Annotated in this window: 15 protein-coding genes; 6 read left to right on the top strand and 9 right to left on the bottom strand. The window is 71.8% G+C overall.

Features of this window, described 5'->3' with window-relative positions:
- Window positions 1–138 precede the first annotated feature (138 nt).
- The 5 genes from ACWD38_RS02125 to ACWD38_RS02105 all read right to left on the bottom strand — a co-directional run bounded on the left by ACWD38_RS02125 (window position 139) and on the right by ACWD38_RS02105 (window position 7093).
- The gene (locus ACWD38_RS02125) at window positions 139–1620 is read right to left on the bottom strand and encodes a CoA transferase (protein ID WP_450123138.1); all 1482 of its coding nucleotides are present in this window, start codon (window positions 1618–1620) and stop codon (window positions 139–141) included.
- Window positions 1607–3403, bottom strand: a complete 1797-nt coding sequence (locus tag ACWD38_RS02120; RefSeq protein ID WP_450123137.1) for an acyclic terpene utilization AtuA family protein — start codon at window positions 3401–3403, stop codon at window positions 1607–1609. Before ACWD38_RS02120 ends, ACWD38_RS02125 begins: the two co-directional genes overlap by 14 nt.
- A 94-nt stretch (window positions 3404–3497) precedes the next feature.
- Window positions 3498–4418, bottom strand: a complete 921-nt coding sequence (locus tag ACWD38_RS02115; RefSeq protein WP_184478861.1) for an SMP-30/gluconolactonase/LRE family protein — start codon at window positions 4416–4418, stop codon at window positions 3498–3500.
- A 41-nt stretch (window positions 4419–4459) separates the two neighbouring features.
- The gene (locus tag ACWD38_RS02110) at window positions 4460–5800 is read right to left on the bottom strand and encodes a phosphotransferase family protein (protein WP_450123136.1); all 1341 of its coding nucleotides are present in this window, start codon (window positions 5798–5800) and stop codon (window positions 4460–4462) included.
- Window positions 5801–5839: 39 nt separating this feature from the next.
- A complete protein-coding gene (locus ACWD38_RS02105; protein WP_450123135.1) occupies window positions 5840–7093 on the bottom strand; it encodes an acyl-CoA dehydrogenase family protein in 1254 nt (417 codons plus the stop codon).
- 270 nt (window positions 7094–7363) lie between these two features.
- Between ACWD38_RS02105 and ACWD38_RS02100 the strand changes: the two genes are divergently transcribed.
- From ACWD38_RS02100 to ACWD38_RS02085, 4 genes are all read left to right on the top strand, one after another.
- Window positions 7364–8194 carry a crotonase/enoyl-CoA hydratase family protein gene (locus tag ACWD38_RS02100; RefSeq protein WP_184478864.1) on the top strand — a complete coding sequence of 277 codons (831 nt, stop codon included), beginning with the start codon at window positions 7364–7366 and terminating at the stop codon, window positions 8192–8194.
- Complete coding sequence (locus ACWD38_RS02095) at window positions 8187–8960, top strand: SDR family NAD(P)-dependent oxidoreductase (RefSeq protein WP_450123134.1); 774 nt, start codon at window positions 8187–8189, stop codon at window positions 8958–8960. The genes ACWD38_RS02100 and ACWD38_RS02095 overlap by 8 nt, the downstream gene beginning before the upstream one ends.
- A gap of 205 nt (window positions 8961–9165) precedes the next feature.
- On the top strand, window positions 9166–10377 hold the full coding sequence (locus ACWD38_RS02090; protein WP_450123133.1) for an AGE family epimerase/isomerase: 1212 nt from the start codon (window positions 9166–9168) through the stop codon (window positions 10375–10377).
- A 274-nt stretch (window positions 10378–10651) separates the two neighbouring features.
- Window positions 10652–11677, top strand: coding sequence for an NAD-dependent formate dehydrogenase (locus ACWD38_RS02085; protein WP_221315780.1), 1026 nt, complete (start codon window positions 10652–10654; stop codon window positions 11675–11677).
- 552 nt (window positions 11678–12229) lie between these two features.
- On the opposite strand, the gene ACWD38_RS02080 is transcribed toward ACWD38_RS02085, so the two are convergent.
- The 3 genes from ACWD38_RS02080 to ACWD38_RS02070 all read right to left on the bottom strand — a co-directional run bounded on the left by ACWD38_RS02080 (window position 12230) and on the right by ACWD38_RS02070 (window position 16362).
- Window positions 12230–13726, bottom strand: coding sequence for an aldehyde dehydrogenase family protein (locus ACWD38_RS02080; protein WP_450123132.1), 1497 nt, complete (start codon window positions 13724–13726; stop codon window positions 12230–12232).
- A 15-nt stretch (window positions 13727–13741) separates the two neighbouring features.
- Window positions 13742–14884, bottom strand: coding sequence for an acyl-CoA dehydrogenase family protein (locus tag ACWD38_RS02075; RefSeq protein WP_450123131.1), 1143 nt, complete (start codon window positions 14882–14884; stop codon window positions 13742–13744).
- A gap of 260 nt (window positions 14885–15144) precedes the next feature.
- The gene (locus ACWD38_RS02070; RefSeq protein WP_450123130.1) at window positions 15145–16362 is read right to left on the bottom strand and encodes a TetR/AcrR family transcriptional regulator; all 1218 of its coding nucleotides are present in this window, start codon (window positions 16360–16362) and stop codon (window positions 15145–15147) included.
- Window positions 16363–16583: 221 nt separating this feature from the next.
- On the opposite strand from ACWD38_RS02070, the gene ACWD38_RS02065 reads away from it, so the two are divergent.
- Entirely contained in the window at window positions 16584–17537 is a 954-nt protein-coding gene (locus ACWD38_RS02065) for an oxygenase MpaB family protein (RefSeq protein ID WP_450123129.1), read from the top strand.
- Entirely contained in the window at window positions 17534–18130 is a 597-nt protein-coding gene (locus ACWD38_RS02060; RefSeq protein WP_184478872.1) for a sigma-70 family RNA polymerase sigma factor, read from the top strand. The genes ACWD38_RS02065 and ACWD38_RS02060 overlap by 4 nt, the downstream gene beginning before the upstream one ends.
- 72 nt (window positions 18131–18202) lie before the next feature.
- Here ACWD38_RS02060 and ACWD38_RS02055 read toward each other — a convergent pair whose 3' ends face one another.
- Window positions 18203–19243, bottom strand: a complete 1041-nt coding sequence (locus ACWD38_RS02055) for an aldo/keto reductase (protein ID WP_184478873.1) — start codon at window positions 19241–19243, stop codon at window positions 18203–18205.
- Between the last annotated feature and the right edge of the window lie 55 nt (window positions 19244–19298).

Below are 19298 nucleotides of genomic sequence, written 5' to 3'. Positions count from 1 at the left end.
TCGTCGGGGCACCCCGAGTTCCGCGGTTCCGCCCCTGGGGCCGATGTCGACTGTGGGCGAGCGGTCGTGCCGTTCACAACCGGCCGCACGGGTGGAAATCCTCGATCAGACGCGGTCGACGAGCGTCCGCAGGCCGTGCTAGCGCTCCAGCCACTCCGGCCGCGACGAGCCGCGCGGCACCAGCACCGTGCGGTAGTGGCCCGGTGTCGCCGACATCCGGACCTGGTCGGTGACGCCCTGGTAGTGGCCCAGCGGGGTGTCGGCGGTGAAGATCTCCGGGTCGAGGTAGGCGTGCCGGGCGTCGCTGCCCGCGGTGGCCTGGGCGTAGCGCTTGTCGAACACGCCCATGCTGAGGATCCACAGCGCGGCGCGGGTCAGCGAGACGTGCACCCGGTAGCTGCCGCCCTCGGTGGCGCGGCGGGCCAGCGCCTCGGCGACGCCGGTGGTCAGCAGCCAGGACACGATGTAGTCGTTGACCACGAGGATCGGTGGCAGCGCGGGGGTGTCGCCGTCGCCTTCGAGGTGCATCATGCCGGTGAGGCTGCCCGCGGTCTGGTCGAATCCGACGCGTCCCGCCCACGGGCCGTGCTCGCCGTTGAGCGTCGCCGTGGCGTGGATGATGCCGGGGCGGGTCTCGGCGGCCTGCTCCGGGGACAGGCCGATGGAGTCGAGGTAGCCGGGGCGGCGGTTGGCGAAGAACACGTCCGCGTCGGCGAGCAGCCCGCGGATCCGTTGCGCGCCTTCCGGCTTGTACGGGTCGATGGTGGCGGAGCGGGTGCCGACGTTCGCGGTGACGTAGGTGGTGTCGTGCTCCAGTTCGTTGGGGCGCCACAGGTTCAGCACGTCCGCGCCGTGCAGCGCGAGCGCCCGGCCGACGCCCGCCCCGGCGATCACGTGCCCCATGCCCAGGGCGCGGATGCCGTCGAGCGGGGAGGTGCCGCCGGACAGCGGCTCCGGCTCGCTCTCGCCGATCTTGGTGATCTCCACCAGCGGCATGTCGGCGAGCGCGTCGCGGTAGTGCGGTTCGGCGAGCAGTTCCTCGGTGCTGCGCAGCATCGGCAGCACGGTGCCCGCCGCCACGGCGGCGTTCTCCAGGTCGAGGCCGTTCCAGCCGGAGATCGCCTTCGCGACGGCCTCGGCGTCGTCGGGCACGCCGAGCAGCTTCTGCGCCGCGATCTTGATCTTCGGGTAGGGGTTGAGCGGCATCATCCACCGGTCGTCGGCGGTGCGGTAGAAGGCGAAGCCGAGCGCGTTGGAGGGGTTCGCCGCCGTCGCGGGCGGATAGCCGTTGAGCAGTTCCCACTTGCGGTCGTAGAACGGGCACAGCCGGTGCGGCGCGGACCGCAGGTCCACCTCGATGTCCTGGCCGGCACCGCCGCGCGACCGCCACAGCTTGGCGATCGCCGCCGACTTCGCGGCGAGCGCGATCGCCGACCCGCCGCCGAGCCGCAGCGTGCTGGGCACCACCGGGTCCGCGCCGTGGAAGGTGATGGAACCGCCGGTGTCGCCGGAACTCATCCCGACACCGGCGAGCACCTCGTCGAGCTCGGCGTGCGGGTCGAACGCGTCCGAGGTGGCCGGTTCGGCCACGGCCGCCGCGACGCGGTCAGTCAGCGACATGGTTGCCTCCTTCGTCCGGTAGCAGTTCCACCGGGATGGTCACGTGCTTCGCCCGCAGGTACTCGCCCACGGCTTTGCCGACCTGGTCGACGCGCAGGTTCGACGAACCACCGGTGCCCAGCAGGCCGCGCAGCACGAAGTGCACCGCGCGCAGGTTCGGGAATTCGTGGCGCACGACGGCCAGGTCCGCGCACTCGGGCACGAGTGCGCGCAACGCTTCGGTGGAGAGGGTGTCGCGCAGCCACGGCCAGGCGCGGTCGTCGCTCACCCAGACTCCGACGTTGCTGTTGCCGCCCTTGTCCCCGCTGCGCGCGTGCGCCAGCAGGCCCAGCGGTGCCGAGCGGGTTTCCCCGGTGGCGACGGGCTTTCCGGGCTCCGCGTGCACGGGTTGCGGTGCCACCGGCTCGGTGTGCACCGGCGGCTTCACGTCCACGGTGGACCCGTCGGGCAGCGCGACCCGGTGCGGGACCTCGGACATCGGCAGCAGCGCGGGCCAGTAGTCGATGCGCGGGCGCGGCGTGGACGTGAGCCCGGCGCCGCCGTCGTGGAAGTAGCCGGGAATGCTCTGCAGGTACAGCGATCCGAGCCGCGCCGCCGCGTCGAACCGCTCCAGCGGAGCCTTCTCCGCGGCGGTGGCCATCACCCGCAGGCCCACCGTGGCGTCCCACTGCGTGCCCGGGTTCGCCGCGGCGGTGCCGATCCGGGTGATGTCGAGCTCGGTGACGCCCTCGGGCACGTCGCGGCCGATCTGCGCGCGCAGCAGGTCCACCTTCGCGTCGACGTCCAGCCCGGTCACGAACACGGTGTTGACGACCTGGTGGCCGAGCTGCCCGAACACCGCGACCTTCGTCGTCGGCGGCGGGGGAGAACCGGTGGTGCCGGTGACCCGCACGCGGTCCGGGCCGTCGAGTTCCAGCGCGACCTCGTCGAGGTGCACGGTGACGTCCGGGTTCAGGTAGGCCGGGCCTTGGATCTCGTAGACGATCTGCGCGGTGACCGTGTCGGTGGTGACGGTGCCGCCGTCGTGGTCGTGCTTGGTGATGACGCTGCTGCCCGCGGCGTCGATCTCGGCGATCGGGAAGCCGGGCACGAGCATGCCCGGAACGCGGGTGAACCCGGAGAAGTTGCCGCCGGTGGCGTGCGGACCGCACTCGATGATGTGCCCGGCCAGCACCGCCCCGGCCAGCGCGTCCCAGTCCTCGCGCCCCCAGCCGTGCCACCACGCCGCGGGCCCGGAGGTCAGCGAAGCGTCGGTGACCCGCCCGCACACCACGATGTCGGCGCCGCTCGCGAGCGCCTCCGCGATGCCCCAGCCGCCGAGGTAGGCGTTCGCGGCCATCGGCTCGGCGTCCCACTCGGCGAGCGCCGCACCGGAATCGAGGTTCTCCAAGCGGTGCCCGGCCCGCTGGTAGGCGGGCAGCCGGTCGAGGACGTTGTCGCCTTCGACGTGGGCCACGCGCAGCGCGACGCCTTCGGCGGCGATGAGCTCCCGCAGCGCGGACGCGAGAGCGGCGGCGTGGAAACCGCCCGCGTTGGTGACGACCTTGACGCGTCGTTCGGCCAGCGTCGCCAGGTGCGGGCGCAGCTGGTCGACGAAGTACTCCACGTAGCCGCGCGCCGGATCCCGCCGGTAGCGCACCGACAGCGCCGCGAGGGTGATCTCCGCGAGGTAGTCGCCGATCAGCACGTCCACCGGATCACCGGCCAGCACTTCGTCCACGGCGCTGAACCGGTCGCCCAGGTAGCCGGAGAAATCGCCGATGCGGATGGCTCGTTCACGCACTGTCGAACACCTCGCTGTTTGTCATGTTCCACGCTACGGCCGGGACGGGATCCGGGGCACGACCGTTCGGCGAAGGCCGGCGTGATCGTGCTGGTCACGCGGTGAACCGCGGCGCGAGACCGGGGCGCGGCCACTCGGTGCGGTAGAGCACGCCGCGGCCCGAGGACGTGATGTGGGCCGTGCGCAGCTCGGGGCCGCCGAAGCAGATGTTGGTGACCAGCGGGTCCGGAACCGGGACTCCGACGACGTCCACGATCTCGCCGTCCGGGCTGAGCACCGTGATCGCGCCGGTGTTCAAGGTCGCCACGCACACGTTGCCCGCCGAGTCCACCGCGAGCGAGTCGAGCATCTGCGCCCCGGCGAAACCGTGCAGCAGCTGCGCGCCGCGCGCCCCGGAACCGCGCCCGCGCAGCCGGCCGGGGCCGGTGACGTCCCAGCACCACACCCGGCCCGGCCCCGTTTCGGCGACGTAGAGCCGGTCGCCGTCGGGGGACAGCCCGACCCCGTTGGGTTGCTGCAGCGGGTGCACGATCTCCTCGACGCGGGAACCGTCGGGCAGCGCGTAGTACAGCCCGCCCAGGTCCATGTCCCGCTCGCGGGTCTTGCCGAGGTCGGTGAAGTAGAACCCGCCGTCGGCGTCGAACACGATGTCGTTGGGGCCGCGCAGCGGATGGCCGTCGACCTCGGTGTAGAGGTCGGTCACGGTCCCGTCGAAGGTGACGCGCTGGATGCGGCCACCGGAGTAGTCGTCGGGCTGGCGGCCGGGCAGCACGAGCCCTTCGCGGTCGTGCCAGGCGAAGCCGCCGTTGTTGCACACGTACACGGCGCCGTCCGGCCCGATGGCGGCACCGTTCGGGCCGCCCCCGCAGCCGGCGAGGACGGAGACCGCGCCGTCCGGCGTCACCCGGGACAGGGTGCCACGCCGGATCTCCACCACCAGCACGGAACCGTCGTCGAGCGCGATCGGTCCTTCGGGGAAGCTCAGCCCCTCGGCCACAGCGGTGAGTTCGGGCATGGTCGGAACTCCTTTCACGGTGTCGTGCACATCGGCGGGTCTCACGGATTCCCGAGGTAGCGGGGGTTGGCGACGAGCAGGCGGTCGGTGACGCCCTCGCGGACGGCGGCGAGCACGTCGTCGCCGTCGGCTCCGGCGCGGATCGCGGCGGCGAGCTCGGCCTCGTCCCGGTGGCCGAGCGCGGCCAGCCGGTCCGCACGGCGCCGCTGTTGCCCGGGGCCGAGGCGCAGTTCGCGCTCCACCGCGCCGAGCACGTTCTCGGCCACCAGCGCGTGGAACCGGGTGCGCCCCTCCAGCGCGGGCCGCGCGTCGGCGCGCAGGAATTCCGCCACCGCCTCCACCAGTTCGGCGGCAGTGGGGCGTCCGTGCAGATCGGGGTCGGGCGCGTCCGGTTCCGATGGATCTTCCGATGACGGTGGAATTCCCAGCGCCAGCAGCAGATCGTGCTCCTGCTCGCACACCCGCCTGCCGATGGCGGCGAGCTCCACCGAGCGGTCCGCGCCGGTCAGGTGCCGCCGGGCCATGTCCCGGCAGCCGACCGCCCACTTCGCCGTCCCGTACACCTCCCACCAGTGCACCGCCGCCGGATCCGGCGCCCAGCCCGCGACCTCCGCGTACCCGGCGAACAGGTCCGCGCGCCGCCCGAAGCCGCCCACCGGTGGCGCGGCGGCGAACCGCCACGCCTTGACGCACAGCCACCCCAGGTCCTCCAGCGGATCACCGCGGTGCACCAGTTCCCAGTCGAGCACCGCGCGCAACCCGTCGGGGCCGACGATGAGGTTGCCGTTGCGGAAGTCGCCGTGCACCACCACGTCCCCGGCGGGCGGCGGCCGGTTCTCCCGCAGCCACCGGAGTCCGAGCTCCAGCGCAGGCAGCGGTTCGTCGTGCCGCGCGTGATCGGCCTCCAGCGCCGCCAGCGGATCGGGGTGCGCCAGACCGGGCACGTCTCCGACCGGGATGCGGTGGATGCGGGCGAGCACCCTGCCGAGCTCCGCGGCCAGCGTCGGGCGCACCTCGTCGAACTCCGGTTCCCGCAGCAGGCGCCGGGGAATCGTCTCGCCGTCGACGTGTTCGCTGATCAGGTACGGCGCGCCGAGCACCGCCGGGTCGGCGTCGTGGTCCAGCAACGCGGGCACGGGCACCGCGCAGCGAGCGGCGGCTGCGATCACGGACGCTTCCACGCCCATCGACTCCGGCCGGTCGTAGCCGGGCGGGTCGCGGCGCAGGACCAGCCGCCGCGCGTCCGTCGCGGTCGTGGCGCGGAACGTCCAGGTCTCGCGGCTGGCTCCGCCGGTGAGCCGCTGCGGAGCGGAGACCTCGACGGCCTCACCGCGCAGGCCGGTGAGGCGGGCGGCGAGCCGCGCGCGGAGCTCCTCGCTCATCGGCACCACTCCGGACCTTCGATGACCAGCAGCAACGCCTCACCTCTTCCGCGGGCCGGCGTAGCCGAACAGGTACCCGGCGATCTTGCGCAGCTGGATCTCCTCGGCCCCCTCGGTGATCCGGTAGCGCCGGTGGTGGCGGTAGATGTGCTCGAACGGTTCGTGCCGCGTGTAGCCGAGCCCGCCGTGCACCTGCATCGCCCGGTCGGCGGCGTCGCACACCAGCCGGTTCGCGCGGTAGTTGCACATCGAGACGCGGTCGCTGATCTCGTGGTGCGGCACGCGGTCGAGCTCCCACGCGGTGCGCCGCACCAGGTTGCGCACCAGTTCCGCTTCGGTGTGCAGCTCCACCAGCGGCCACTGCACGGCTTGGCGCTGCGCGAGGGGCTGCCCGAAGGTGACGCGGTCGCGGGCGTAGGCGACGCTGCGGTCGAGGCAGAACTGCGCGGCCCCCACCCCGGAGGCGGCCTGGCGGATCCGGTTCTCGTGCACGAAGTGCTGGGCCAGCGCGAGCCCGCCGCCGACCTCGCCGAACACCGCGGTCCCGGGGACTCGCACGTCCCGCAAGGTCACCTCGGCGTGATCGGTGGGCATGTTGAACGTCCACCAGTGGAAGTCCACGGAGAATCCCGGCGCATCCGTGGGCACGATGAACGCGGTGATGCCCCGCGCGTCGCCGCCGTCGCCGGAGGTGCGGGCGAAGATCACGTCGTGGGTCGCGGAGTGCAGCCCGGAGTTGAACCGCTTGCCGCCGTTGATGATCCAGTCGTCGCCGTCGCGCACGGCCGTGGTCTCCAGCCAGGTCGCGTCGCTGCCGTGGCCGGGTTCGGTGAGCCCGAACGCGACCCGCTTGCGGTGCGTGATCATGCCTTCGACGAACTCCTGGCGCTGCGCTTCGGTGCCGAACTCCAGGAACATGTGCACGAACGGGAAGTTGCCGACCACTGAGGACTCGTTCTGCAGGTCGTTGTGCAGCCCGAGCCCCTTCGCGGCCAGGTGTTCGCGGATCACGGCCATGGCGAGGTTGCCGCCGCCGCTGCCGCCGACGGACTCCGGCAGTCCGTAGCGCAACCAGCCGGCGGCGTCCGCGCGGCGGAACATCTCCGCCAGCAGCGCCTCCCACTCGGGGTGCGGAGTGCCGCCCGCTTCGACGTCGGTGCGGGCGAATTCCCTGCGGTGGTCGAAGAAGCGCGTGTTGTCGTCCTGGTCTTGCAGCGGCCGGATCTCGGCGTCGACGAAGGCGTCGAGCTCGCCGAGCACTCGCACCAGCTCGTCGGGCAGGGTGAAGTCCATCGCTCTCCTCGGTGCTCGGTCAAGCAGGCGGCCGACCGTGGCCGCGGTGGCGGAGGACGGCGGCGGGGACCGTCCCTGGAGCGAACGGGCACTGACGATACGACTACCGCACGCCGCCGACAAGGACGCCACCGCGACCGTCCGATGTGGACTGAAAAGCTCTAGCAGTCAGTCTTGACTGCCCGTGTGGAGTGGGCTTACGGTGGCGCGGAGCCGTGCGCAGCCGCAGGTGGTGGCCGTGCTGGGTGGCCCCGCACGCGAGGAGGAGCCTTGACCGATCCCGCGCAGCAGCGCGTCTCCTGCGCCATCGCCGACGGGGTGGCGCAGGTGCGGCTGAATCGGCCGGACAAGCTCAACGCCCTCGACCCGGAGATGTTCAGCGCCCTGGCCGAGACCGGGCTGCGGCTCCGCGAGGAACCGCGAGTGCGAGCCGTGGTGCTGAGCGGCGAAGGCCGGTCGTTCTGCGCGGGCCTGGACTTCGAATCGTTCCGCGCCATGGCGGGCGGCGACGGTCTGAGCGGCCACGCCCCGCACCCGCCGATCGGACCGGCGAAAGCGCTCGGCCAGCAGGCCGTGCACGTCTGGCGCCACCTGCCGGTACCGGTGATCGCCGCCGTGCACGGCGTGGCCTACGGCGGTGGGCTGCAACTCGCGCTGGGCGCTGACATCAGAGTGGTCGCGCCCGACTCGCGGCTGTCCGTGCTGGAGATCAAGTGGGGCCTGGTGCCGGACATGACCGGCACCCAGGTGCTGCCCGAGCTCGTCGGGCGCGACGTGGCCAAAGAGCTGACCTTCACCGGGCGCGTGGTCGGGGGAGCGGAGGCCGTGTCGCTCGGCCTGGCCACCAAGCTCGCCGACGACCCGGCCGCGGCCGCCCGCGAGCTGGCGGCGGAGATCGCGGGCAAGAACCCGCACGCGGTGCGGCACGCGAAGCACCTGCTCGACGCGGCGGGCCAGGTCGATCTGGCGGAGGGCTTCGCCGCCGAGCAGCGGGCGCTGGCCGCGCTGCTCGGCACTCCCAACCAGGTCGAAGCCGTGCAAGCCGCCTTCGGCGACCGCGTCCCCGAGTTCAGCGACCCGGACGGAGCCGTCGATGCCTGAGCCCGCCCCGTTCGACCTCAGCGGTCACGTCGCCCTCGTCACCGGCGGCAACTCCGGGATCGGCCTGGCGATGGGCGACGCCCTCGCCGCGGCCGGCGCGGGCGTGTGCCTGTGGGGGACCAACGAGCAGCGCAACGCCGAGGCCGCCGAGCACCTGGGCCGCCACGGCACCGAGGTGCTGGCGCTGCGCTGCGACGTCGCCGACGAGGACCAGGTCGAGCAGTCGATGAGCAGGCTCATCGGCCACTTCGGGCGGCTGGACTCGTGCTTCGCCAACGCGGGCGTGGGCGGTGCGGGAACCCGCTTCATCGAGACCGATCTGACCGAGTTCCACCGCGTCACCAGGGTCAACCTGGACGGCGCGTTCCTCACGCTGCGCGCCGCCGCCGCGCGGATGGTCCAGCAGGGCGAGGGCGGCAGCCTCGTCGGCACGGCCAGCCTGGCCGCGGTGCAGGGTCAGCCGCGCGGGCAGGCGTACTCGGCCAGCAAGGGCGCCCTGATCGCGATGATCAAATCCATCGCGATCGAACTGTCCCGGCACCGGATCCGCGCGAACGCGGTGCTGCCCGGCTGGGTGAGCACGCCGATGGCCGACCCCGCGCTGAACTCGGAGCCGTTCCAGCGGCGCGTGCTGCCCCGGATGCCCGTCGGCCGGTGGGGCGAACCCGACGACTTCGGCGCCGTCGCGGTCTACCTCGCCAGCTCGGCCAGCGCCTTCCACACCGCCGACACGATCACCCTGGACGGCGGCTACTCGGCCTTCTGACCTCCGCCGGGTGCGCCCCTCACCCACGATCGTCGCTGCTGCGCGGACAGTGGCGTCCACTGTGGACTCGATCGCGCCTGCTCCGGGGGTGCGAGGCACGTGGTGCCGCGGCGATTCCCTGTGCAAAGCTGGTCGACCGGACCGCCGGCCGCCCTGGCCGGACGGAGGGCGGGCAGCGCGCCCGAATCGTCGGAAGGTAGACGTCGTGACTAAGCAATCGCAGGCGTTCGTGCCGCAGTGGGTGCGTGCCGAGCCGGACCGGGTACTCGCGTTCGCCGGGGACGCGGCGCACCCGGACGGTGGTTTCGCCTGGCTGGACTCCGCCGGTGCGCCGGTGCCGGAGCGGCCGGTGGAAACGTGGATCACCTGCCGGACCACGCACGTCCTCGCGCTCGCCGTCGCGCAGGGGCGGGACGAGCTGCGCCCGGGGGTCGAACACGGCGTCACCGCGCTGCGCGGCCTGCTGCACGACGACGACAACGGCGGCTGGTTCGCCTCGGCCACCGCGGCCGGGCCGGTCGCGGACCACAAGGGCGCCTACGAGCACGCCTTCGTCCTGCTCGCCGCCGCCAGCGCCGCCGCGATCGGCGCCGACGGCGGACGCGCCCTGCTCGACGAAGCGCTGGAGGTGTTCGATTCCCGCTTCTGGCAGGAGGAATTCGGCCTCGTCGCCGACTCCTGGGACCGCACCTGGAGCGAGCTGGAGCCCTACCGGGGCGTCAACGCCAACATGCACACCGTGGAGGCCCTGCTGGCCGCCGCCGACGTGACCGGCGACCGCCGCTGGTCCGACCGCGCCGCCCGCATCGTGGCGAACGTGGTGCACGGCTTCGCCCGCGAGCACGACTGGCGGCTGCCCGAGCACTTCGACCCGGGCTGGAACGTGCTGCTCGACTACAACCTGGACAAGCCCGCCGACCAGTTCCGCCCGTACGGGGTGACCATCGGGCACCTGCTGGAGTGGTCCCGGCTGGCGCTGCACGTCCGGCACGCGCTGGGCGACGAGGCTCCTGGCTGGCTGCTCGACGACGCGCGGGAGCTGTTCGCCACCGCGGTGCGCGACGGCTGGAACGTGGACGGCGCGGAAGGCTTCGTCTACACGACTGACTTCGACGGCGCCCCCGTCGTGCGCAACCGCCTGCACTGGGTCATCGCCGAATCCCTGGCCACCGCGTGGGCGTTACACCAGGCGACCGGTGATGAGCAGTACGCCCGCTGGTTCGCCACCTGGGCCGAGCACGCCGAGAGCCACTTCGTGGACCGCGAACTCGGCTCCTGGCGCCACGAGCTGGACGAGCGCAACCGTCCCGCCGCGACGGTCTGGGAGGGCAAGCCCGACCTGTACCACGCCTACCAGGCCACCCTGCTCCCGCAGCTCCCGCCCGCGGCGTCGTTCATCGGAGCCGTCACCGGCTGAGCCCCTGACCGGTGAGCCGCGGAACCTCAGCGGCTTCCTCGCGACGAGATCGACGCGAGTGAGCCACCCGTCCCCGCGGAGGGCCCGCTGAGGTTCCGCTCCGACCGGTGAGGTGCTGCGCGCTCCGAGTGGTCGGTTCTCCAAATTGCTTCAGTGTCGAGTGAAATCAATCCTGGCGCGCACGACGAAGACCCGCTGCGGAGCGGGCCGGTGTCGATCGGCGAGGTGCGGGTAGCCGGGGGAGGCGATGGCATCGACTCCGAAGGAGGCGGCCGTGAAATTCGTTGCCGTGCTCTACCCCGGACCTGCTGAACAGCACGTCGACCACTCCGGCCTGGAGCTGCTCGGCAGCACCGAGGGAGCGCTGGGCCTGGCGAAGCTGCTGGAGTCCGAGGGGCACGAACTCGTCGTCCTCAGCGACCGCGACCGCGCGCTGCGCGACCACCTCGCCGACGCGCACGTGTTCATCACGACCCCGTTCTGGCCGACGTACCTGACCGCGGACGACCTGCGCCGCGCGGAACGCCTCGAACTGGTCCTGACCGCCGGGGTCGGCTCCGACCACGTCGACGCCGAGGCGGCAGCCGAACTCGGCATCACCGTCGCCGAGGTCACCGGCAGCAACGTGGTCAGCGTGGCCGAGCACGCCGTGATGCAGCTGCTCGCCCTGGTGCGCAACTACCTCCCGGCGTACCAGCAGGTGGTGGACGGCAGGTGGGACATCGCCGACATCGCGGCGCGCTCCCACGACATCGAGGACAAGACGATCGGCATCGTCGGCATGGGCCAGATCGGGCAGCGCATCGCGCTGCGGCTCCGGGGATTCGACGTGAAGGTCCTCTACAACACCAGGCATCGACGCGGCAGCACCGACGAGGCCGTGTTCGGCGCCCGGTTCAAGCACCTCGACGATCTGGTCGCGCAGTCCGACGCGATCGTGCTGTCCTGCCCGCTGACTGCGGAGACGAAGGGACTGTTCGACGAGCGGCGGTTGCGGGCCATGCGGCCCGGCTCGTGGCTGGTGAACATCGCCCGCGGTCAGATCGTGGACACCGATGCGCTGGTGGAAGTGCTCGAAAGCGGCCACCTCGGCGGCTACGCCGGCGACGTCTGGTACCCGCAGCCCGCGCCGCCGGACCACCCCTGGCGGACCATGCCCGGCCACGCGCTCACACCGCACGTCTCCGGCACCACCCTGGAAGCCCAGCAGCGCTACGCCGCGGGAATCCAGGACTCCGTCCGCCGCTACCTCGACGGCGACCCCCTCCAAGAGGACTACGTGGTGGCCCGACCGACCTGACCCCACCAAGTGAACGGACCGTTCGCCCAATCCCGTTGGACGAACGGTCCGTTCACCCCGTCCCGCCCCGCGCGGTCGCACTCCTGGCGAGGCGGCTTCGTCGAGTGAACGGACCGTTTACCCAATCCCGTTGGACGAAGGGTCCGTTCACTCACGTTGCTTCGCCCGAATCCGACCGTGCGGTGAGCGGGTTCGGATGGAGTGAACGGACCGCTTGTCCAATCCCGTTGGACGAACGGTCCGTTCACTGCGTGGCCGAAGCCGACACGCCCGGCCTTGAGGAGCGATTCGGTTGGGGTGAACGGACCGCTTGTCCAATCCGGTTGGACGAAGGGTCCGTTCACCCCGTCCAGATCGGCGCGGTCGTGCTCCTGGTGAGGAGGCTTCGTCGAGTGAGCGGACCGTTCGCCCAATCTCGTTGGTCGAACGGTCCGTTCACTCGCTTCGCGGCGGTGCGACTCGACCGGCGGTGGTAGGTCGGATGGAGTGAACGGACCGTCTGCCCAATCCCCTTGGTCGAACGGTCCGTTCACTTCGGGAGGTGGCGCCGGGCTACTTGGCGCGGCCGTGGCGGTAGGTGACGATGCGCTTGATCGTGCGCATCGTCGAGGCGGTGCGGTCGAAGCTCATCAGCGCCATGCCGGGCAGCGCGAAGCGCTGCCGGGTCAGCGAATGCGAGCGGCTGAACTCCAACATCCCCTCCGCGCCGTGGATGCGGCCGAAGCCGGAGTCGCCGACGCCGCCGAACGGCAGCGCCGATACGCCCGCGAACCCGAGCACCGAGTTGATCGAGGTCGCCCCGGCCCGGATGCGCCGCGCGATGTCCGTGCCGTGCTTGCGGGAGAACACCGTGGCCGCCAAGCCGTACTCGGTGGCGTTGGTCAGCCGCACCGCCTCGTCCGCGGACTCCACGGTGCGCACCGTCATCGTCGGCCCGAACGTTTCTTCGCGCACTGCCGCGGAATCCTCGTCCACGTCGACGAGCAGCACCGGGTCCACGTACGGCGCGCGCACCGACTCGGCGCCGCCGACGACGGCCGTGGCGCCGTGCGCCAGCGCGTCCTCGACGTGCCCGCGCACGATGTCGACCTGGGACGGCACGGTCATCGGCCCGTAGTCGGTGCCCGCGCGCACCCGGCGGAGCCTGCGCTCCACCTCCGCCAGGAACTGCTCCCGCACGGAGCGGACCACGTAGATCCGCTCCACCCCGACGCAGGTCTGCCCGCTGTTGGACATCGCGCCCCACACCGCGGCGTCGGCGGCGGCGCGCACGTCGGCGTCCGCGGCGACGATCAGCGCGTCCTTGCCGCCGCACTCCACCAGCACCGGAGTCAGCGACTCGGCGCACGAGGCCATGATCTTCTTGCCGGTGGCGGTGGAGCCGGTGAACGCGAGCTTGTCCACCCCGGACCGGCACAGCGCGGCGCCGGTCGCGCCGTCGCCCTGGATCACGCCGAGCACTCCCGGCGGTGCCTCGGGGTTCGCCGCGGCGAACGCGTCGGCGTAGAACTTCCCCACAGCGGGGGTGTGCTCGCTGGGCTTGAACACCACGGTGTTGCCCGCGGCCAGCGCGTAGGCGATGGAGCCGTTGGGCGTGAACAGCGGGTAGTTCCACGGCCCGATCACGCCGACCACGCCCAGCGGGCGTTGCTCGATCCGCGCCGACTGGTTGGCCATCAGCAGTCCCGGCGACACCGAGCGGGACCGGAGCACGGAGCGAGCGTTCTTCGCGGCCCACCGGATGTGCTCCAAGGTGAGCGTCAGCTCCAGGTAGGCGTCGTCGTTCGGCTTGCCGTTCTCGGAGCGGGTGAGCTCCGAGAGCTCTTCGGCGTGCCGGGTCAGGTGCGCCGCCCACCGCAGCAGGTGCCGCTCGCGGTCCCGGAAGCTCAGCCCGCTCCACCAGGTGGCGGCCTCACGTGCCCGGCCGACGGCCGCGGCCACCTGCTGCGGGCCGTCCACGTCGAACTCGGCGACGAGGGTGCCGTCGGCGGGGTTGGTGGAGCGCAGCCGCTCCGAGGTCGTGGCCGTGGACGTCGTCGTCTCGGTCATGGTCGAGCCCTTCCTTCACAGCCCGTAGGTCTTGCCGATGATGTCGCGCTGGATCTCGCTGGTGCCGCCGTACACGGTGGACACCACCGTTTCCCGCAGCAGCGCTTCCATGCCGTACTCGGTGGCGTAGCCGTATCCGCCGAGCATCTGCATGCCTTCCAGCGACACGTGCTTGGCGAGCTCCGTGCACTTGAGCTTCGCCATCGACGCCTCGCGCGGGAAGGTGCGTTCCGGGTCGGCGTCGATCTGCCGGGCCACGTCGTCGAGCAGCAGCCGGGCGCACTCCAGTTCCGTTGCCATGTCGGCGATCCGGTGCCGCAGCGCCTGGAAGCTGCCGATGGGCCTGCCGAACTGCTCGCGTTCCTTCACGTAGGCGACGGTGTCGTCGAAGGCGCGGCGCGCGGTGCCCAGCATCAGTGCGGCGAGGATCATCCGCTCCAGGTTGAGCCCCGCCATGAGCTGCTTCCAGCCCTGGTCGACGGTGCCGACGACGGCGTCCTCGGGCAGGAAGCAGTCGGTGAAGTACAGGTCGTTGACCTCGCGCCCGCCCATCGTGTCGATGCCGCGGATCTCCAGGCCGGGGGTGCCGGTCGGCACCATGAACTGGGTGAGCCCTTCGTGCTTGGTGCCGCCGGGCGTGGTGCGCGCGGTGAGCAGGATGTGGTCGGAGATGTGCGCGTTGGAACACCACGTCTTCTGCCCGTTGATCACCCAGCCGCCGTCGCGCCGCTCGGCCTTGCAGGTGAGCGCGCCGACGTCGGAGCCCGCTCCCGGCTCGGACATGGACACCGCTTCGAGGCGGCCGGCGACGACTCCTTCGAGCACGGTGCGCTTCTGCTCCGGTGAGCCGAACTTCGCGTAGGCCGCGGCGGAGATGATGGTGGTCGCGAAGCCGCCGATCGGCGCGCGGCCGTAGGCGGTCTCCTCCAGGAACAGGCACAGCTCGGTCATGCCGAGGCCCGCGCCGCCGTACTCCTCCGGGATGTACGCGCCGAGCCAGCCCAGCTCGGCCATCTTGCCGTAGAGCTCCTGGTTGTGCGGGTGCTCACCGCCGCCGGTGAGCTCGTCGCGCTGCTGCTTGGTTCCGCACTCGCGGCGGCAGAACTCGGCGATCGCCTGGACGAAGTCGCGTCGCTCGTCGCTGAGGACTCGAGGCATGGATGTCGTTTCCTTCCGGGATGGCCTGCGCGGGGCCGGACGTAGTCCCTCGGGGAGTGGTCGGCGGCGACCGTCCGCTGGACGGCCGCCGCCTGCGAGAACTGTAAATCGCGATTAACTTAGTGGCAAGCAGTGAACCCTTGACCAGCCTAAAAGTGCCGATTCAACCGGGTTTCAGTGCGTTCGCCGGAGCCGAATCAGGCGATTATCGCTTCACAACGATTCGGCGTCAGAGGTGCCGAGCAGGGCGGGGCGGAAGATCAGGCGAAGTGCAGGACGTCCAAGGCCAGGTGGGTGGCTTGCCCGGGAGCGGCCAGCGGAGTGCTCGGCATCGCCAGGTCGTTGATCACGTTCAGCGCGGCCTGCACGGTCACCTGCGGGTGGCGCGCGTCCGGGCGCACCTGGCCGGTCAGCGTCACCCACTGCCGGATGTGGTCGCGCTGCGCTCGTCGCAGCGCGTGCCGGTCGTCGGTGGGCAGGTTCCGGTACTCCGAAAGGTAGATCGCGAGCAGATCCCGGTTGCCGAAGGCGAAATCGACGTAGGCGCCGACCAGTCCGCGCAGTGCGGTCACCGCATCGCCCGCGTCGTCCACGGCCCGGCCGGTGGCCACCGCCAGCCGGTCGGCGGCCCGGTAGTACACGGCGGCCAGCAGGTCGGCCTTGCCGGTGAAGTGCCGGTAGACGCTGGAGGCGTTGATCCCGGCCGCGGTCCCGATCTCCTCCATGCTGACCGCGTGGAAGCCCTGCTTGCGGAACAGGGGCACGGAGGCGGCGAGCAGCTTCTCCCGGCGAGCCGCCAGTGCGGACACGGGCGGGCTGCCCGGGGCGGCCGTGGTGTCCGGTGCCGGCGGCGGATCCGCCGCCAGCACGACCGATGCCGCGGAGCGCAACGTCTCCTCCGCCGCCCGGTCGCTGAGCGCGACCCGGTGCGTGGACCAGCTGGCGATGCCGCTGAGCGCGGCGGAGGCCAGCAGTCCCGCCGTCGCCTCCGGCAGTTCCGGGCGCACCGCCCCGAGCCGGTGGGCGACCACCGCGATCAGCGTGCGCAGCGAACTCGTCAGCTGAGCGCGGTCCTCGTCGTCGAGGTGCCGGGCTTCCCACTGGTAGAGCCGGATGCTGCCGCGGCGGCGCACGACGAGCGCGGCGACCGCGCGCACGGCGGAGTCGAGCTTGGCCTCGTCGCTGCCGGGTTCGGCGTCGGCCTCCTGCGCGCAGGAGCTGAGCGCGGCGGCGAATTCGCGGGCCGCGTGCGCCAGAATCCCCTGCTTGTTGGGGAAGTGCCGGTAGATCGCGGGCCCGGTGATCCCGGCGGCCGAGGCGATCTCGCCGAGTCCGACGCCGTGGTAGCCGCGTTCGCTGAACAGCTCGGCGGCGATGGCCGAGATCTGCGCCCGGCGGTCGTCGGTGCGCAGTCGTGACGAACCGGCTCCCGTCCTGCTGTTCCCGGACCTGCCGCTGCGGGTGCCCGGAGATGCCATGAGTGATACCTCCGTTGCTCGCGGCGCGGTCGCGGGGGCGACTTTACACGCGTGCGCTTTGCCTGCCAGTGCGGGCGCTAACGTTCTTGACGGTCTTCGCCAGGGGTGCTTATGTTAATCGTAATTCGCATCGCATCGGGCGGATGAACCTGACGTCGGATTGCTCGGATGCCCGGTGCGCCGACCCTTCCCCGGATCACCGTCGATCGTGGAGGCGCGCAATGAACGACGTCTACAACCGACGACCACTCGGAGCGGACTCGGTGACGTGGCGCAGGTTCGGCCATCTCTCCGGCTTGTTCCTGGCGGGCACGGGACTTCTGCTGCAAGTGGCGCATCCCGTGGTGGGCGCGGGCGTTCTGCAGCACTCCGAGTTCAAGGCCAGGCCCTGGCGCCGCGCGGTGCGCACCCACCTCTCGACCATGCGGTTCATCTACGGCATGCGGCCCGGCCCGGCGCACGCGGGCGACCGGTTGCGGGAGCTGCACAAGGACATCAAGGGCGTCGACGGTCAAGGGCGCCGCTACCACGCCCTCAACCCCGAGGCCTACGCGTGGGTGCACTTCACGCTCGCCCGGTTCATGGTCGACACGGCGCGCGTCTTCGGCGACCCCATGACCGCCGATGAGACCGAGCGGATGTGGCAGGAGTTCCGCGAGATCGGGCGCGTGCTGCACATCAAGGACCACCACATGCCCGCCGATTGGGCCGCCGCGCAGGGCTGGTTCGACCGGATCGTCCGCGACCGCCTGGAAGCGACGGAATCGACCGGGGACGTGCTGGCCGAACTGGCCGGACCGGCCCCGCCGTCGCGGTGGATTCCGCTGCCGCTGTGGGGGCTTTTCGCGCGTCCGGCAGGGAAGCTCATGCGGCTGACCACCGTCGGCGGGCTGCCGCTTGAACTGCGGGACCGGCTGGGAATCCGCTGGAGCGCGGTCGAGGAACGCAGGCTCCGCCGCTTCGGGCGGATCGTCGGCGGCGCGATCCGGGTGCTGCCGTGGCCGCTGCAGTACACACCGCTCGCGGTGGCCGCCATCCTCCGCGACCGGTGGCGCACCGGGGCGCGGTTGTCACCGGCGCCGACCGGAATTCCGGCCGCGGAGATCCGGTCGGCGGCACCGAACCGGGCACCGGCGCCGCCGGTGGCCGACCAGCTCGCCGGGAGGGCGACATGACCGCCACGATGCGCGAACCGGAGGCGCTCTCCGGCGACGCGGCGTGGGAGCTGGTCGAGGACGCCCAGCGCGGCGACACCGTGGCGTTCGGCAGGCTCTACGAGCGGTACCGGCACCTGGTCGGGAACTTCCTGTGCGCCCGGATCACCGACTTCTCCACCGTCGAGGACCTGGTGCACGAGACCTTCGCCCGCGCGCTGCACAGCATCGCCACCGTGCGCCGCGGCAGCAACGACCCCGGCGCCTGGTTCGTCACCATCGCCCGGCACCTGCTGCTGGACCACGTGAAATCGGCGCGGCATCGGCGCGAGGTCGTGACCGGTGACTTCGACCCGAACCGGTGCGGCACCGACACGCTGGAGGACCGGGTGCTGGACCGGCTGATGGCCGACCGGTTGTGGTCGCGGGCCGGCGACCTCAGCGACGATCAGCACCGCTGCCTGGTGCTGCGCTTCGCGCTCGGGCTGAGCGTCGAGCAGACGGCGGCGCGGATGGGACGCGACGGTCCGGCGGTGCGGGCGCTGCAGTACCGCGCGGTCCGCAGGCTCGGCGCCCTGCTCAAGGCGGATTCCTGGGAGCACACGCCCGCCTGACCACCCCGAACGCGCCCGGGACCGGACCCCGTCGGCCGTGCCCGCAGCGCGGGTCGGCCGACGGGGCGGCAGTCAGCCGTGCAGCGCCCGATCGGCCTGGCTGAGCCGGTCGGTCGCCGCCGCCGACTGGTGCCAGTGCGGGTAGATCAGCCACGGCGCGCTGATCTTCTCCAGCTGCTCGAACTCCTCGTCGCTGAGCTGCACCTCGGCCGCGGCGAGGTTGTCCCGCAGCTGCTCGTCCTTGCGCGCGCCCACCACCAGCGAGGTCACCCCCGGCTTGCGCAGCAGGTACGCCAGCGAGATCTGGGCGGCCGAGACGCCGTGCGACGCCGCGATGTCCACCACGGCCTCGATGGTGTCGTAGAGCTTGTCCACGTCGCGGACCGGCGGCTCGTTCCACTCCTCGGCGGTGTGCCTGCCCTCGGTGGCCTGCTGGCCGCGGCGGTACTTGCCGGACAGCAGCCCGCCCGCGAGCGGGCTCCACACCAGCACGCCCAAGCCCTGGTCGATCGAAGCGGGGATCAGCTCGTACTCGGCGTCGCGGCTCTCCAGCGAGTAGTAGATCTGGTTTGCCACGAACCGCTGGTAGCCGTGCCGATCGGCGACGCCGAGCGCCTTGACCAGCTGCCAGCCCGCGTAGTTCGACACCCCGAGGTAGCGCACCTTGCCGGACCGCACCAGCGTGTCCAGCGCTTCGAGCGTCTCCTCCAGCGGAGTCTGGCCGTCCCACTCGTGGACGTGGTAGAGGTCGATGTGGTCGGTGTCGAGCCGGCGCAGGCTCGCCTCGGCCTGGTTGATGATGTGGTGGCGCGAGAGCCCGGCGTCGTTGGGCCCGTCGCCCATCGGGAACCGCACCTTCGTGGACAGCAGCACGTCGTCGCGCTTGCCCGCGATCGCCTGGCCGACGATCTCCTCCGCGAGCCCGGTCGAGTACATGTTCGCCGTGTCGATCAGGTTCACCCCGGCGTCCAGGCACATGTCGATCTGCCGCTTGGCGCCGTCGACGTCGGTGTTGCCCAGGTCGCCGAACCTCCCCTCGCCGCCGAAGGTCATCGTCCCCAGGGTCAGCGTCGAGATTCGCAGTCCGGATCGTCCCAGCTGGCGGTACTCCACTGTTGCTCCTCCTGTCGGCGCTGCGGGCCGGTCACGGCCCCCGGGGGACAACGAT

The organism is Saccharopolyspora sp. NPDC002578 (assembly GCF_053592695.1).
Note: the sequence above shows the minus strand (reverse complement) of the source record. Positions and strands in the feature narration are given on the sequence as shown.